General features: G+C 72.9%; 15 protein-coding genes. 6 read left to right on the top strand and 9 right to left on the bottom strand.

The genetic code is table 11. The features are described 5' to 3' along the window. The first annotated feature begins 325 nt into the window (after positions 1-325). From ACZ7LY_RS13910 to ACZ7LY_RS13900, 3 genes are read left to right on the top strand one after another with little or no spacing between them, the layout of a single operon-like run. Positions 326-1,189: a fructosamine kinase family protein gene (locus ACZ7LY_RS13910; RefSeq protein WP_471624792.1), complete on the top strand. Its 864-nt coding sequence runs from the start codon at positions 326-328 to the stop codon at positions 1,187-1,189. A 60-nt stretch (positions 1,190-1,249) separates the two neighbouring features. Further along, positions 1,250-2,332 (top strand): NAD(P)H-dependent amine dehydrogenase family protein, encoded by a 1,083-nt coding sequence (locus ACZ7LY_RS13905; RefSeq protein ID WP_471624791.1) that lies wholly within the window; start codon positions 1,250-1,252, stop codon positions 2,330-2,332. Then, a complete protein-coding gene (locus ACZ7LY_RS13900) occupies positions 2,329-2,808 on the top strand; it encodes a carboxymuconolactone decarboxylase family protein (RefSeq protein ID WP_471624790.1) in 480 nt (159 codons plus the stop codon). The genes ACZ7LY_RS13905 and ACZ7LY_RS13900 overlap by 4 nt, the downstream gene beginning before the upstream one ends. 46 nt (positions 2,809-2,854) lie before the next feature. On the opposite strand, the gene ACZ7LY_RS13895 is transcribed toward ACZ7LY_RS13900, so the two are convergent. The 5 genes from ACZ7LY_RS13895 to ACZ7LY_RS13875 form a co-directional block, all read right to left on the bottom strand. Beyond that, positions 2,855-4,486 carry a GMC oxidoreductase gene (locus ACZ7LY_RS13895; protein WP_471624789.1) on the bottom strand — a complete coding sequence of 544 codons (1,632 nt, stop codon included), beginning with the start codon at positions 4,484-4,486 and terminating at the stop codon, positions 2,855-2,857. A 157-nt stretch (positions 4,487-4,643) separates the two neighbouring features. Beyond that, positions 4,644-5,429, bottom strand: coding sequence for an SAM-dependent methyltransferase (locus ACZ7LY_RS13890; protein WP_471624788.1), 786 nt, complete (start codon positions 5,427-5,429; stop codon positions 4,644-4,646). Between the two features lie 247 nt (positions 5,430-5,676). Continuing rightward, complete coding sequence (locus ACZ7LY_RS13885; RefSeq protein WP_471624787.1) at positions 5,677-6,378, bottom strand: ribonuclease H family protein; 702 nt, start codon at positions 6,376-6,378, stop codon at positions 5,677-5,679. Between the two features lie 63 nt (positions 6,379-6,441). After that, positions 6,442-6,831: a nitroreductase/quinone reductase family protein gene (locus ACZ7LY_RS13880; RefSeq protein ID WP_471624786.1), complete on the bottom strand. Its 390-nt coding sequence runs from the start codon at positions 6,829-6,831 to the stop codon at positions 6,442-6,444. A gap of 358 nt (positions 6,832-7,189) precedes the next feature. Then, on the bottom strand, positions 7,190-7,468 hold the full coding sequence (locus ACZ7LY_RS13875) for a hypothetical protein (RefSeq protein ID WP_471624785.1): 279 nt from the start codon (positions 7,466-7,468) through the stop codon (positions 7,190-7,192). 308 nt (positions 7,469-7,776) lie between these two features. Between ACZ7LY_RS13875 and ACZ7LY_RS13870 the strand changes: the two genes are divergently transcribed. The 3 genes from ACZ7LY_RS13870 (at position 7,777) to ACZ7LY_RS13860 (ending at position 9,665) form a co-directional block, all read left to right on the top strand. After that, a complete protein-coding gene (locus ACZ7LY_RS13870) occupies positions 7,777-8,244 on the top strand; it encodes a GreA/GreB family elongation factor (RefSeq protein ID WP_471624784.1) in 468 nt (155 codons plus the stop codon). A 40-nt stretch (positions 8,245-8,284) separates the two neighbouring features. Continuing rightward, positions 8,285-8,905: a DUF1345 domain-containing protein gene (locus ACZ7LY_RS13865; protein ID WP_471624959.1), complete on the top strand. Its 621-nt coding sequence runs from the start codon at positions 8,285-8,287 to the stop codon at positions 8,903-8,905. Between the two features lie 79 nt (positions 8,906-8,984). Further along, on the top strand, positions 8,985-9,665 hold the full coding sequence (locus ACZ7LY_RS13860; RefSeq protein ID WP_471624783.1) for a DUF5701 family protein: 681 nt from the start codon (positions 8,985-8,987) through the stop codon (positions 9,663-9,665). 51 nt (positions 9,666-9,716) lie between these two features. On the opposite strand, the gene ACZ7LY_RS13855 is transcribed toward ACZ7LY_RS13860, so the two are convergent. The 4 genes from ACZ7LY_RS13855 to ACZ7LY_RS13840 form a co-directional block, all read right to left on the bottom strand. Further along, on the bottom strand, positions 9,717-10,409 hold the full coding sequence (locus tag ACZ7LY_RS13855; RefSeq protein ID WP_471624782.1) for a restriction endonuclease: 693 nt from the start codon (positions 10,407-10,409) through the stop codon (positions 9,717-9,719). 222 nt (positions 10,410-10,631) lie between these two features. Continuing rightward, entirely contained in the window at positions 10,632-11,423 is a 792-nt protein-coding gene (locus ACZ7LY_RS13850; RefSeq protein WP_471624781.1) for an ABC transporter ATP-binding protein, read from the bottom strand. Continuing rightward, positions 11,420-12,463: a FecCD family ABC transporter permease gene (locus ACZ7LY_RS13845; RefSeq protein WP_471624780.1), complete on the bottom strand. Its 1,044-nt coding sequence runs from the start codon at positions 12,461-12,463 to the stop codon at positions 11,420-11,422. The genes ACZ7LY_RS13850 and ACZ7LY_RS13845 overlap by 4 nt, the downstream gene beginning before the upstream one ends. Beyond that, entirely contained in the window at positions 12,460-13,443 is a 984-nt protein-coding gene (locus tag ACZ7LY_RS13840; protein WP_471624779.1) for an ABC transporter substrate-binding protein, read from the bottom strand. The genes ACZ7LY_RS13845 and ACZ7LY_RS13840 overlap by 4 nt, the downstream gene beginning before the upstream one ends. Positions 13,444-13,457 lie beyond the last annotated feature (14 nt).

The following is a 13,457-nucleotide window of genomic DNA, read 5'->3' as shown; positions in this document are numbered from 1 at the left end:
ATTGAGGAGCGGGGTCTGGGGCGGAGCCCCAGGAGGCGTCGCCGGGTGCCGGATTCGTCGGGGCTGGCCGCGCAGTTCCCCGCGCCCCTGGCGGGGCTGTCGACGCCGCCCGCTTCCAGCCTAACGGGGCTTCAACGCCGCCAATTCAAGCCCCTCCGGCGATTGAGGAGCGGGGTCTGGGGCGGAGCCCCAGGAGGCGTCGCCGGGTGCGGGCTTCGTCGTGGCTGGTCGCGCAGTTCCCCGCGCCCCTTACGGGGCTGACCTCATCGTCGGCTCCCAGCCCCTCCGGCGATTGAGGAGGCGGGGCGGCGCTTACCCTGGCCGTATGGCCGACCCCTCCCCCACCCCGTCAGCCGTCGCCGCCCGACACACCGCCCGCCGCGCCACAGCCTCGCACCCCCTGAGCGGACAGCTCACCAAGGTCACCCTCGACAACACCCACGTAGTGATCGTGAAGCACGCCGACCAGCCCGGCGCCACCCACGCGGAAGCTGCCGGCCTCACCTGGCTGGCGGACGCGCACGCCATCCCCGTACCGCATGTGTACGGCCACGACCCGCACTGGCTGGTCAGCGCCCACGTACCGGAGGGCCGCCCGACCCCCGAGGGCGCCACCCGCTTCGGCCGCGAGCTGGCCGCCCTGCACGCGAGCGGCGCCCCCGCGTTCGGCGCCCCGCCCCCGGACGGCCCCGCGGACGCCTTCATCGGCCTCGCCCCCATGCGCAACGTCCCCGGGGACACCTGGCCCGAGTGGTTCGCCGAGCACCGCGTACTGCCGTACCTGCGACAAGCGGTCGACGCCGGCACGCTCACGCCCGAGGAGGCGGCCGTCGTCGAGGGGGCCTGCGCGCGGATCGGGGAAGCGGCGGGACCGCCGGAACCGCCCGCCAGGCTCCACGGCGACCTGTGGAACGGGAACGTGCTCTGGGCGCCCGACGGCCGCGCCTGGCTGATCGACCCGGCGGCGCACGGCGGCCACCGGGAGAGCGACCTGGCGATGCTGCGCCTGTTCGGCGCCCCGCACCTGGAGCGGGTGATCGCCGGGTACGAGGAGGTCGCGCCGCTCGCCGAGGGCTGGCGGGAGCGGATCCCGCTGCACCAGTTGTTCCCCCTGCTCGTCCACACGGTCCTGTTCGGCCGGGGCTACGCGGGCCAGACGCTCGCGGCGGCCCGCGCCCTCCCCCACTGAGGACGTCAAGGCCCGTCACCGGCCTATGAACTGACGCCCAGTCAGGTTACGCTCCGGCGCATGACTTCCACGGTGGTCTGGGGCACCGGGAACGTGGGCCGCGCGGCGATCAGAGCCGTCGACGCCCACCCCGGGCTCGAACTGTCGGGCGTGCTCGTGCACGACCCCGCGAAGGACGGCCGCGACGCGGGCGACCTCGCCGGGCTCGGCCACGCCCTCGGTGTCGCCGCGACGACCGACGTCGACGCGGTCCTCGCGGCGCGGCCCGGCGCCGTCGTCTACGCGGCCTCCGGCGACCTGCGGCCCGACGACGCGCTCACCGACGTGTGCCGGGCGATCCGCGCCGGGGCGGTGGTCGTCACCCCGGCGCTCTACCCGCTGTACGACCCCCGGGGCGCCCCGGCCGAGTTCACGGAGCCGGTGCGGGCGGCGATCGCGGCGGGCGGCGGCTCGCTGTTCGCGTCGGGCGTCGACCCGGGCTGGGCCAACGACGTGCTGCCGCTGCTTGTGAGCGGCCTCGGCGCGCGCGTCGACGTGCTGCGCTGCCAGGAGATCTTCGACTACTCCTCGTACGACCAGCCGGAGTCGGTGCGCGACCTCGTCGGCATGGGCCACCCGCTGACGTACGAGCCGCCCATGCTGCTGGAGGGCGTGCCGACGATGGTGTGGGGCGGGCAGATACGGCTGATGGCCCGCGCGCTCGGCGTCGACCTCGACACGATCCGCGAGAGCGTGCGCCGCAGGCCGCTGGACGCGGACGTGACGACGGCGGCCATGGGCGACTTCGCGGCGGGCACCCAGGGTGCGGTCCGCTTCGAGGTGGCGGGGGTGGTGGACGGAGCCGAGCGGATCGTCGTCGAGCACGTCACCCGCATCCACCCCTCGTGCGCGCCGGACTGGCCGGTACCGCCCGGCGGCGGCGCGGGCGCGCACCGCGTGATCGTGGAGGGCAGGCCGCGGATCGAGGTGACCGTGCAGGCGAGCGACGAAGGCGGCAACCACGCGGCGGGCGGCAACGCGACCGCGGTCGCGCGGCTGGTCGGCGCCGTCGCGTGGCTGGTCGCGGCGGAGCCGGGACTGTACGACGCGCTGGACGTGCCCGTGCTCCCGGCGACGGGACGGCTCGGAAGGAAGCAGTCATGAGGATCGACATCCCCGAGGGCGAGGAGCCCATCCCGTACGTGTGGGGCGAGATGGTGCCGGGCATCGGGCCGGCCGCCGCGCAGTACTCGATGGCGGTGTACGACCATTCGACGCTGGGCCTGCGCGAGTTCGAGGCGGCGCGGCTGCGGATCGCGCAGATCAACGGCTGTCTGGTCTGTCTGGACTGGCGCACCGAACGGGACGGCGAGAAGGTCGAGGAGGGCTTCGCCCTGGCGGTCACCGAGTGGCGTACGACGGACGCGTTCGACGCGCGCACGCGGCTGGCCGCCGAGTACGCGGAGCGGTACGCGCTCGACCATCACGGGCTCGACGAGGCGTTCTGGTCGCGGATGACGGCCTGTTACACGCAGGCGGAGATCGTGGAGTTGAGCATGGCCATCGGTGCGTGGCTGGCGTTCGGCCGGCTCAATCACGTGCTCGGCCTCGACTCGGTCTGCGCCCTGCCCAAGCCCTGAACTCGCTTATGGGCGACAGAACTTGGGCAGGACGACGAACCCCGATTCAGAGGTCGGTGGCGACGATCCGCTCGATGTTGCGTTCGGCGAGCGCCGTGATGGTGACGAACGGGTTGACGCTGGTGTTGCCGGGGATCAGGGCGCCGTCGATGACGTACAGGCCCGGATGCCCGTGCAGCCGCCCGTAGTTGTCGGTCGCCTTGTTCAGTACGGCGCCGCCTAGCGGGTGGTACGTGAGGTGGTCGCCCCAGATCTTGTACGCGCCGAACAGGTCGGTGCGGTAGATCGTGCCCTCCGTCGCGTTGATCTTGTCGAAGATGGACTTCGCCATGTCGATGCCGGGCTGCTTCCACGCGGTCTGCCAGTTCAGGCCGACGCCGCCGGTCGACGGGTTGTACGTGAACTGGGCGCGGTTGGGGTTCTTCGTGATCGACAGATAGAACGAGGCGTACGTCTCGATGCCGGTGGGCAGCGGGGCGACCTCGGCGAAGGCGCCGCCCGCCGCCCAGTTGTCGATGCCGGCGGTCGGAATGGCGGACTGGAGGGCGCCGGTCGCGTCCCACATGTGGTTCGCGCGCCCGCACATGACGTTGCCGTTGTCACCCCAGCCCTTGCCGATCTCGCTGTTGAGGGCGGGCAGCGCGCCGGTCGCCTTGAGCCGGGTGAGGAGCTTGCTCGTACCGACACTGCCTGCGGCGAAGAAGACGCGGTCGGCGGTGATCTCCTTGGTGCCGGTGACCGCGCCCGCCGTGTCGAGCTGGTCGACGCGCACGGTGTAGGCGCCGCCCGCGGCCGGGGTGACGGAGGTGACCTTGTGCAGCGGGGAGACGCTGACGCGGCCGGTGGCGGCGGCGCGGGCCAGATAGGTCTTCTGGAGGGTCTTCTTGCCGTAGTTGTTGCCGTAGAGGATCTCCCCGGCGAGCGCGGAGCGCGGCACCTGGTTCGCCTGTTCGCGCCGCATGTAGTCCCAGTCGTACACGTCCGGCACGAACTGGAAGCCGAAGCCCGAGCGTTGGGCGTGCTTGCGGCCCACGCGCGCGTACTGGTAGCACTCGGCGGTCTCGAACCAGGCCGGGTCGATGGTCGCCGAGCCGAGGCCTGCGTTGGCGCGCGGGTAGTACGTGCCGTACATCTCGGCGGCGTCGACGCTCGGCAGGATCGCGGCGAAGTTCTCGCGTTTCGGGGTGACGGCCATGCCGCCATTGACGAGGGAGCCGCCGCCGACGCCGCGCCCCTGGTAGACGGTGATGCCGGCGAACTCCTCCGCGTCGAGGATGCCGGTGTAGCGGGGGACGTCCTTGTCGAGCGGGTAGCCGAGGAAGTTGCTCAGGGGCTGCTTGGTTCTGGTCCGCAGCCAGAACGAGCGGTAGTCGGGCTTCGTGGTGTTGGCGAAGACCTTGCCGTCGGACCCGGGCGTGTCCCAGGCCATGCCCATCTCCAGCATCTGCACGTCGACGCCGGCCTCGGCGAGCCGCAGCGCGGCGACGGAGCCGCCGTAGCCGGTGCCGATGACGAGCGCGGGCACATGGGCGCCGTCGGCGACGGCGCGGACGCGGGGTGCCGCGGCCACGGCGGGCGCACCGAGGGCCACGGCACCGAGAAGAGAACTCGTTCCTACGAGGAAGCCACGGCGGGAGATCCCGTGACGGCCGACGTCAGGACGGGTGCTGTCGGTCATTTCTGGTTCCTCACTCTCGACGGAATGGGAACGAGTTCTACTGTTGTTCACCAGGCAAGTGAATGCATACCAAGGGGTAATGTGTCGGGATTCCCGCCCTGTTCACCCGATCTTGTCGCTCGCGCGCCGCGTGTGCGGTTCGTGTGCGAGGCGCGTCTCAGGGGACGCGTGCGACGACGGCGTAGATCCCGCAGTCCTCGCTCGCGGGCGCCTCGCCGTCGCGGTACCACTCGGTGGCCGTCACCAGGCCGGGCTCGACCGGCTCCAGGCCGTCGAGGAAGCGGGCGACGCCCTCGCGGGTGCGGAAGCCGAGCGTGATACCGCCCTTGGCGTACTCGGCGGTCACCTGGTCGGACAGCTCGGGGAAGAGGTCCGACGAGGCGTGCGAGAGGACGAGGTAGCTCCCCGAGGGCAGCGCGGACACGAGGGTGGAGACGATCGCGTACGGGTCCTGCTCGTCGGAGATGAAGTGCATGAGCGCGATCAGGGACAGCGCGACGGGCCGCTCGAAGTCGAGGATCGTGCGGGCGTGCTCCAGGATCGCGGCGGGCTCGCGCACGTCGGCCTGGATGTAGTCGGTGGCGCCCTCGGGGCTGGAGACGAGGAGGGCCTGCGCGTGGCGGAGGACGATGGGGTCGTTGTCGGTGTAGACGACCTTCGCGGACGGCACGACGCGCTGCACGATCTGGTGCAGGTTGGGCGCGGTGGGGATGCCGGTGCCGATGTCGAGGAACTGGTCGACGCCCTGCCCGGCGAGCCAGGCGACGGCCCGGCGCATGAACTCCCGGTTCTGGCGGGCCGCGTCGCGCGCCTGCGGCGGCAACTGCGCGCCGACCGCCTCGTCGACCGGGTAGTTGTCCTTGCCGCCGAGGAGCCAGTCGTAGACCCGGGCGGGGTGGGCCTGGCTGGTGTCGATACGCGGCCGGGGTGCGGATGCCGTCATGGGCGGGCTCCAACGTCGAGAAGGATCATGGACCGGTCTGGGGGCAGTCTGCCATGCCAACTGGGCCGCGCCGCTGCCGCGTTGGGGCGTTCACCGGGGGTGTGCCGGCGGTCGCGGAGGGTGGCGCGGCCGTTCGGTGCGGGGCATGTACGGGAGGGCCCCGAGAGCCGCCGCCCGGTCCCGGAGCGCGGTCCGCCCCGGACGCGGGCGTGCGTCCGGGGCGGACCAGGAGGGCGGTCGGGAGCGGTCAGGCGGAGGCCCGGCACTCCGGGTGGCCCCAGCCGTCGGGGTTCTTGGCGATGTCCTCACCGGCGGCGTAGGAGCGGCCGCAGCGGCAGCGGCCGGGGAATTTGGCCTTCAGGGTGCGCGAGGAAGAGGAGGCGGACGCGGCGCGCTTCTTGCCGGCGCTGGCGGCCCGGGGCTTGGCCGGGGCGGACGCGCCGGGCGCCGACGGGGGCGGCTCCGGGGAACCGAGGGCGCTGCCCGCGGCCTGCTGGGCGACGGCGGCCTGGCTGGCGGCGCGGTCCGCGAAGTCGTTGAGCGGGTCGCCGTCGACCTGGTGGGCGGGTACGTACCGGAACTCGACCGTGCGGCCCTGGAGCAGGGCGTCGATGCGGGCGACCAGCTCCTGGTTGGCGACGGGCTTGCCGGACGCGGTCTTCCAGCCCTTGCGCTTCCAGCCGGGCAGCCAGGTCGTGACCGCCTTCATCGCGTACTGGGAGTCCATCCGGACCTCCAGTTCCACGTCGGCGCCCACGGTGCTCAACAGCCGCTCCAGGGCGGTCAGTTCGGCGACGTTGTTGGTCGCCGTGCCGAGCGCGCCGGCCTCCCACTGGACGGGCTTCTCGTCGCCGTCCGCGACGACCCAGGCCCAGCCGGCGGGCCCGGGGTTTCCTTTGGACGCGCCGTCACACGCGGCGATCACACGTTCTGCCATGGCCCCGATCATGCCAGGGGCGGCCGCCGATGGAAGACTCCTGTCATGTTCACGGCATTCTCGGCGTGGCGGCGGTCAGCGCAGGTCGACGCGGATGGTGAGCAGATCCATGCCGAACGCGCGTACGGCGGCGCTGTTGCCGCGCGGCAGAGTGCGCAGGCGGGCGCGGGCGTCGTCGTCGGGCAGCAGATGGGCGGTGCCGTCGTACCACCGGCCGCGCAGCCTGACCCGTACAGCGGGGTCGGCGACGATGTTCCGTACGTACTGGGAGGCGTGCCCGAACTCCGACACCATCCAGAAGGAGTCCCCGATACGGCGGCCGCCCACGGGGGTGCGGCGGGGCTCGCCGGAGATCCGGCCCGTGGTCTCCAGGAGGGTCTGGGAGGGGTTGCGCCGGGCGAGGGGGTTGGCCACGGTGCGCTGGAACGCGGTGACGACGCGCTGCTTGTCCTTGAGAAAACGCATACCGACTCTCCCGCCCGAGGATGTGCGCCCCATCATCCCCGCCAACCCCACCCTTGACCACCCACCCCAGGGGCCAGCGCCCCGTCAGGGGCGCGGGGAACGGCGCGCCCAGCCACGACGAATCGGACACCCGGCGACGCCCCCTGGGGCTCCGCCCCAGACCCCGCTCCTCAATCGCCGGAGAGGCTTGAATTCCCGGCGTTGAAACCCGCCAGGCTTGAAGTGGGCGACGATGACAGCCCCGGCAGGGGCGCGGGGAACTGCGCGAGAACCCCCACCCACCCGAGGCCCCCCTCCACCCGGGCGCCCGGGTGGAGATGGCTGTGGGCCGCCCAGGCCCGGTACGTCCCTGTCTCCGTCACCGGTCGTAGTCGGTGGGTGGGTACGGGTCGCGGTCCTTGCGGTGCTCGGACCCCGTACGGAGTTCACCGCTGCCCGCCTGCCGGTCGACGACGTCGTGCGCCTCCTCGTACTGCGTGTCGGCGTCGGCCGGCGCGTCGGCGGGCAGGCCCGACGCGCGGCGGTCGCCCTCGGTCCGCTCCTCCAGCGCCTCCTCGTCGGGGCGCCTGGGCAGGCCCCCGCTGTGGCGGCTCTCGGGGTCGCCTTCGACGCGGCGGTTCGACTTGTGATGTCCCATCGGTTGCTCCCTGGGGCGGGCACCGGGGTACGGCACGGTGCGTGGACGTACGGTTCGAGCGCCGGCGCCCGGCGCGGAAGTGCCGGTGCGCGGGGACGCCCATTCAGCCAACCCCGGCATGCCACCCCCTGCAACCGCAGCCCGGCGTTCGCCGGAATGGCGTACGCGCGATGGTCCCGGACACGCCCGCCGTGCACGCTTCCCTGAGAGACCCGAGCGCCCCGTACGCACCGGACGGACCGAGACTCGGGGCACTCACCTGCCAGCACACCCGAGCCACGTGACCTGTCAGCACAGGAGAAGATCCCATGGTCGAGCAGCCGGCCCAACCGATCAGCCCCGCGACCCGCACAGCGCTGGAGCGGGAACTCGCCGGCCTGCGCGACGAACGCGCGAAGGTCGCCGCCACCCTGCGTGACTCCGACTACGAGGGCGACCGCGCCGACCAGGCCGACGAATTGCAGCGGTCCGACGACCTCCGGCACCTGGACGCCCGTATCGACGAGATCACGCTGCGTCTGGCGGAGGCCGACAAGGCGCCCGCACCGCCGACGGACGTGGTCGGCGTCGGCAGCACGGTCGTGGTGCGCTTCGGCGACGGCACCACGCGTACCGTCCGCATCGGTGAGGTCGCGGAGCCGCTCGACGGGTCGGAGGTCACGGCGGACAGTCCGCTCGGCCGGGAACTGCTCGGCCGCGGCCCGGGCGAGGAGGTCACGTACGAGACCCCGGAGGGTCCGGCGCGGGCCACCGTCGTGGACATCCGCCGCGGTTGACCGCCGCCGCGCCGTGACGTCCCGTACCGACCCCCGGCGGCTGCTGACGGCCGTCCCCCGCCTCGCCTGTTCGGCCGTCCTGGGCGTCGTGGCCGGGATGGGGGTCGCGGTGCCCACGGGCCCGGCGATGGGCGTACTCGCGGGGATCGCCACGACCCTGACGCTGTTCGTCGTCGCGGGGTGGCTGGTCCTGTGGCCGATGGACGCGGAGACCACCCGGCGCAACATCGGACGCGAGGAGTTCCGCCCGGTCCTCGAAGAGACGGTCGTCGTCGGGGCGGCTGTCGGCGGGCTCGGTGCCATCGCCCTGCTGCTCGTGGTCGCCAGATCGAGCCTGAGCAGCGCCGGGGCCGCGACAGCGCTGTGTGGCGTGTTCATGGCCTGGGCGGCGCTGCATCTGATGTACGCCGCCCGTTACGCGTACCTGTACTACGCGCAGCCGAAGGGTGGGATCGACTTCAACTCGCCGGAGGCGCCCCGCTACAGCGACTTCCTGTACTTCAGCTACAACCTCGGCATGACCTATCAGGTCTCCGACACGAACGTGTCCACGTCCCGGCTGCGGGCCGTCGTGCTGCGCCACTGCCTGCTGTCCTACGTCTTCGGCACCGGCATCCTCGCCACGGCCATCAACCTCGTCGCGGGGATCGTGAGTTCATAAAAGTCGGCGCGGCGGGAACTTCCCGGGGTGGCACGGCGTTGCCCCGAGGCCCGTTCACGTTTCCACCCCTGGGAGTGTCGTGCCCGAAGCCTCGTCCGCACCTTCCACCGTTCTCCCCGCCTCCCCCGCCTTGAGCGCCCAGGCCGAGCGGCTCGTCGAGTTGGGCGTGCACCGCTCGGCAGGGCTGTCCGACAGTGACGTCCGTACGTTCGCGGCGGCCGCCGAAGCGTCCACGGGCGGCGAGAGCGCCCTGCTCGCCGTCCACCCCGACCGGGTTCCCGCCTCGGTCCTGGCCCCGCTCCTGCGCCGGGCCGGCAAGCCCGGCTTCGTCGTCACCGACATGACGGACGTCGACCTGTTCGCCCCGCTCGACTCGATCGACCTGCCCGACACCCCGCTCTACGTCCTCACCGGCGTCGACCGGGGCGACCACATGGCGAACTGGAGCCCCGACGAGGCCCTGACCACCCTCACCTCACAAGGGCGTACGCCCCTGCTGCTCACCGAGGGCATCCTCTGGGCGATCCAGCAGCCCGACGTCCTGGAGCGGAACCGCTGCTTCATGACGATCGGCTCCCGGCTGCGCAAGACCGGCGGCGCGCTCGACGCCCGTACACCGGCGGTCTGGATCAGCAACGGCACCGGACGCGACGGCCGCGAACGCCGCGACGCGCCGAAGGTCGGCTGGTGCTGGGCAGGCAACCGCCACACCTGGCTCGGCTTCGCCTCGGCCGCCGCCCGTCGAGGCCGCCAGGACTGAAATCCCGGGCCCCGCCCACCGGCCCGTAGCTCACGGTGATGTTTGCAATGGTCAGGCGGTGGGGCGTCCCCGCGCCCCACCGCCGCTGCGGCTGCGGCTGCTCCGCCCGCTGCCTCTGCCGTTCAGCGCGAGCAGGGTCTCCAGGTGCGCGCCCCTGACCCAGGAACCGAGCAGGTCGCGGTGCAGGGCCACGATGTCCTGGCGCAGCGCGAGGCCGAGAGCGGCTTTCGTGAAGGCGTGGCAGGTGGTGACGAACACTGCGACGTCGGCGCCGTGTTCGGGGCGGGCGGTGCCCACGAACTTCTGCATGTCGTGCGAGGGCACGCTCCGGTGCGGTGCGTATTTCTTGCACTGGATCACCAGCTTGCGTCCGTCGGGCAGCCGGCCGACGACGTCCGCACCGAGGTCGCCGCTCTTCCCGCTGACGACGACCCGCGTGCACCCGTCGCGCCGGCAGAGATCGGCCACGTAGCTCTCGAACTCCCGCCATGACAGCGCGTCGACCTCGGCCATCGACAACTCGCGCGCCCGCGCCTCCTCCCGCGCCCGCCACACCCGGTCCCGCTCGACCGCAAGACGGTGCGCCCGCCAGAGCGCCCATCCGGCACCGCCCATCGCCGCCGCGCCGGCCACGACCACCAGGACCGGCCACACCGCCGACCAGTGCCCCGCCATCCAGAGCACTGCGGCCGCCGCCACCGCACTCCCCCAGCCCAGCAGTTGCCGACGAGTCCGCTTCTTCATACGCCCGCCCCTACGGCGTGCCGCCATCGCTCCCCCGCTTCTACCCGTCACAGACCGCACCGCAGGCTTCCTGTGTAGCCGGGCCGTGGTGGGTGTGAGGGCGGGATGCCGGTGAATGGCATGAAGCTGTCGGAGCTGTCCGAAACGCAGACAGGGGAGGCACGGCGCTCGGCTCTCCGCGCGAGGAGGTCCGCGCCCGGAGTCCGCCGCCGCCCCGCCGCACTATCCCGCCACCACCTCCGGCGGTACGAACACGATGTGCGGGGCGCCCGTTGTCGGGTGGGGGGAGATGTGCGCGTCCACTCCGTACACGCGCCGCAGCAGGTCCCGGGTGAGGACCTCCGACGGCGGGCCTCCCGCTACGGCTTCGCCCGCGTCGAGGACGTACAGGCGGTCGCAGTACGCGGCGGCCAGATTGAGGTCGTGGAGGACGACGAGCACTGTCACCGGGAGGGAGCGGAGGAGGCCGAGGAGTTCCAGCTGGTGCCGGATGTCGAGGTGGTTGGTGGGTTCGTCGAGGGCGAGCAGCCCCGGGTCCTGGACGAGGGCGCGGGCGACGAGGACGCGCTGGCGCTCGCCGCCGGACAGTTCCTCGAAGGGCCGCGCGGCGAAGTCGCCCGCGCCGACCCGGCCGAGTGCCTCGGCGACGAGCCGCCGGTCGTCCTCGGTGTCGGGCTCCCAGAACCTCTTGTGGGGGCTGCGCCCCATGGCGACGACTTCCGCGACGGTGAGCCCGAACGTCCCGGTGGCGTCCTGCGGGACGACGGCGACGCGCCGGGCGCGTTCCTTCACGCCGAGGCGGGCCGCGTCGGCGCCGTCGAGGCGGACGGTGCCGGCGGTGGACCGCAGGGTGCCGTAGACGCAGCGCAGGAAGGTCGTCTTGCCGCTGCCGTTGGGGCCGACGAGGCCCACGGTCTCGCCGGGCCGCGCGTCGAGGTCGACGCCGTGGACGAGGCGGGCGCCGGAGGCGGTGGTGTGGCCGAGGCCGCGCACGGTGAGGGCGGCGGGTCTCACGCGGTGACTCCTTCGGGGCGGGCGTGGCGGCGCAGCAGCCACAGGAAGTACGGGCCGCCGGTGAGCGCGGTGACGACACCGACGGGGATCTCCTGGGGCGCGGCGACGGTACGGGAGATCAGGTCGGCCAGGAGCAGGAACGCGGCGCCCCCGAGCGCGGCGACGGGCAGCAGCCTGCGATGGGCGGCGCCGGTGACCATGCGGGCGGCGTGCGGAACCATCAGGCCGACGAAGCCGATGGCGCCGCTGTAGGCGACGAGCACGCCTACGACGAGCGAGGTCAGCACGAAGACGGCGGCGCGGAAGCGGTGCGTGTCGAGGCCGAGGACGCGGGCGCCCTCCTCCCCCGCGAGCAGCAGGTCGAGGGGGCGGGCCAGCGCGAGCAGGACGAGGGTGCCCGCGCCCAGGACGACGGTGGGCAGCAGGAGTTGGTCCCAGCGGGCGCCGCCGAGCCCGCCGAGCGTCCAGAACATGACGGCGCGGACGTGTTCGGCGCGGGCGGACAGGACGAGTACGAGGCTGGTGAAAGCCGACAGTACGTACTGCACGGCGACCCCGGCGAGGACGAGCCGTCCCGCGGTCATGGTGCCGCCGCGCCGGGCGAGGGCGTACACGACGACGAGGGCGCCCATCGAGCCGAGGAACGCGGCGACGGGCAGCGCCACGCTGGTCGCCGCGCCCGCGCCGACGCCGAGCGCGATGACGAGGACGGCGCCGCAGGAGGCCCCGGAGGACGCGCCGAGCAGATAGGGGTCGGCGAGCGGGTTGCGGACGACGGCTTGCAGGACCGTTCCGGCGACGGCGAGTCCGGCGCCGACGACGACGGCGAGGACGACGCGCGGCAGTCGCACGTCCCACACGATGGAGGCGAACGCGCCGCTGTCCTCGCCGCCGAGGAGGATGCCGAGGAGGATGCCGAGGACGCGGCCGGGCGGGATGCGGACGGATCCGAAGGCGAGCCCCGCGAGCGCCGCCGCGCACAGGGCGGCGGCGAGCGCGGTCACGAGCAGCGGGAACGCGGTCCGGGTGCGGGCGCTCACTTCGCGCCGGGGTGGAGCTGGTCCGCGAGGTCCGCGACGGCGTCGGCGGCGCGGACGCCGAGGACGGCCGAGGACAGCGGCAGCACCGCGAACCGCTTGTGGCGGACGGCGGGGACGTCCGCGAGCGCGGGGTCGTCCAACAGGCGCTTCTTCTTCGCGGCGACGGAGGTGCCGCCGTAGTCGTAGATGACGATGACGTCGGGCTTGCGGTCGATGACGCGCTCCCAGGAGACGTCGGCGAAGGACTTGTCGAGGTCGGCGAAGACGTTGCGGCCGCCGGCGCGGCGGATCAGGTCGTCGCCGAGCCCGGCGCCGCCCGCCGTGAACGCGCTGGACTCCCCCGAGTCGTAGACGAACACCGAGACGGGCCGGGCGCCCTTGAGGCGGCGGGCGACCGCGTCGAGCCGGCCGTCGATGCGGTCGATGAGGCGTTCGCCGCGCTCGCGCACCGCGAACGTGCGGGCGACCTGGCGTATCTCGGTGCGCAGGTCGCCGACGCCGACGTGACCGGCCGGGCAGTTCTCGCGGTTGAGCCGGGTGTGGATCCCCGCTTTCTCCAGGCTTTCGCGGTCGCGCCCTGAGCCCTTGTCGAAGGCGCTGGCGTAGCCGCCGTACACGAAGTCGGGGTCGGCGCCGAGGAGTTCCTCCTTGGAGGGGTACTCCTTGGCCAGCACAGGGATCTTCTCGTACGCCTTCTTGTACGCGGGCTCGATCCGGTCGTCGAGGTAGGCGGTGCCGGCCATGCGCTTCTGGAGACCGAGGGCGAGCATGACCTCGGTGGCGTGCTGGTTGAGGGTGACGGCGCGCCGGGGCGGCTCCTGGAAGGTGGTGCGCACACCGCAGTTGGTGACGGTGTACGGGAAACCGGGCGCCGCGCCCGCCTTCTTCGCGTCGCCGTGGGCGCCGGTGCCGCAGGCGGCGAGCGGCAGCAGGAGCAGGGACGTCAGGAGCGCGCGCGAGGCTGCGCCGATGCGGGGCATGCGGTGCCTTTCCG

Source organism: Streptomyces sp. NPDC107550 (assembly GCF_055639095.1).
The sequence above is the reverse complement of the archived record's forward strand: the minus strand, read 5'-3'. Positions and strand labels throughout refer to the sequence as shown.

Coding starts and splice junctions, on each gene's coding strand:
- ACZ7LY_RS13900 (WP_471624790.1), top strand. CDS start 2,329: ATGAGGATCGACATCCCCGAGGGCGAGGAGCCCATCCCGTACGTGTGG.
- ACZ7LY_RS13870 (WP_471624784.1), top strand. CDS start 7,777: ATGGTCGAGCAGCCGGCCCAACCGATCAGCCCCGCGACCCGCACAGCG.
- ACZ7LY_RS13905 (WP_471624791.1), top strand. CDS start 1,250: ATGACTTCCACGGTGGTCTGGGGCACCGGGAACGTGGGCCGCGCGGCG.
- ACZ7LY_RS13855 (WP_471624782.1), bottom strand. CDS start 10,409: ATGAAGAAGCGGACTCGTCGGCAACTGCTGGGCTGGGGGAGTGCGGTG.
- ACZ7LY_RS13875 (WP_471624785.1), bottom strand. CDS start 7,468: ATGGGACATCACAAGTCGAACCGCCGCGTCGAAGGCGACCCCGAGAGC.
- ACZ7LY_RS13895 (WP_471624789.1), bottom strand. CDS start 4,486: ATGACCGACAGCACCCGTCCTGACGTCGGCCGTCACGGGATCTCCCGC.
- ACZ7LY_RS13890 (WP_471624788.1), bottom strand. CDS start 5,429: ATGACGGCATCCGCACCCCGGCCGCGTATCGACACCAGCCAGGCCCAC.
- ACZ7LY_RS13880 (WP_471624786.1), bottom strand. CDS start 6,831: ATGCGTTTTCTCAAGGACAAGCAGCGCGTCGTCACCGCGTTCCAGCGC.
- ACZ7LY_RS13910 (WP_471624792.1), top strand. CDS start 326: ATGGCCGACCCCTCCCCCACCCCGTCAGCCGTCGCCGCCCGACACACC.
- ACZ7LY_RS13885 (WP_471624787.1), bottom strand. CDS start 6,378: ATGATCGGGGCCATGGCAGAACGTGTGATCGCCGCGTGTGACGGCGCG.
- ACZ7LY_RS13840 (WP_471624779.1), bottom strand. CDS start 13,443: ATGCCCCGCATCGGCGCAGCCTCGCGCGCGCTCCTGACGTCCCTGCTC.